Origin of the sequence: Caenimonas terrae (assembly GCF_042655405.1) — a bacterium.
Lineage (GTDB): Bacteria > Pseudomonadota > Gammaproteobacteria > Burkholderiales > Burkholderiaceae_C > Ramlibacter > Ramlibacter terrae_A.
Genome location: NZ_JBHSMF010000016.1, coordinates 1 through 555 on the forward strand (window position 1 = coordinate 1; position 555 = coordinate 555).

The window sequence follows — 555 nt, forward strand, 5'->3', positions numbered from 1 at the left end:
ACATGATCCTGGGGATCATCGTGATGGTGTTCATCGCCTCGTTCGCCGGCAAGACCAAGTACTCGGTGCTGCGCAACCTGTACATCTCCGCCGGGCTGGTGGCCGTGGCGCTGGCCTTCCAGAAACTCCTCGGCTTCAACCTGCCGCTGTACTGATCGATCATGGAAGCACTACACAACCTCGCGTTCGGTTTCGAGCACGCCCTGACGTGGTCGAACCTCATGTATTGCGCCATCGGCTGCACGGTGGGCACCCTGGTGGGCCTGCTGCCGGGCCTGGGCCCGCTGGCCACCATCAGCATCCTGCTGCCGCTGACCTACTCCATCCCCACCGGCGGCGCGCTGATCATGCTGGCCGGCATCTACTACGGCGCCCAGTACGGCGACAGCGTGAGCGCCATCACCATGCGCATCCCGCACGCCAGCAGCATCGTGGCCTGCATCGACGGCTACCAGATGACGCTCAAGGGCAAGTGCGGGCTGGCGCTGTTCACCGCGGGCGTGTCCAGCTTCATCGGCGGCACGGTGGCCATCGTGGTGCTGACGTTCCTGGCGC

The 555-nt window shown here is 65.0% G+C and carries 1 protein-coding gene; it reads left to right on the forward strand.

Annotation, left to right across the window (positions count from 1 at the left end; all coding sequences use genetic code 11):
- Positions 1-161 precede the first annotated feature (161 nt).
- On the forward strand, positions 162-555 hold a 394-nt coding region (locus tag ACFPOE_RS23935; protein ID WP_376852865.1), incomplete at its 3' end, for a tripartite tricarboxylate transporter permease.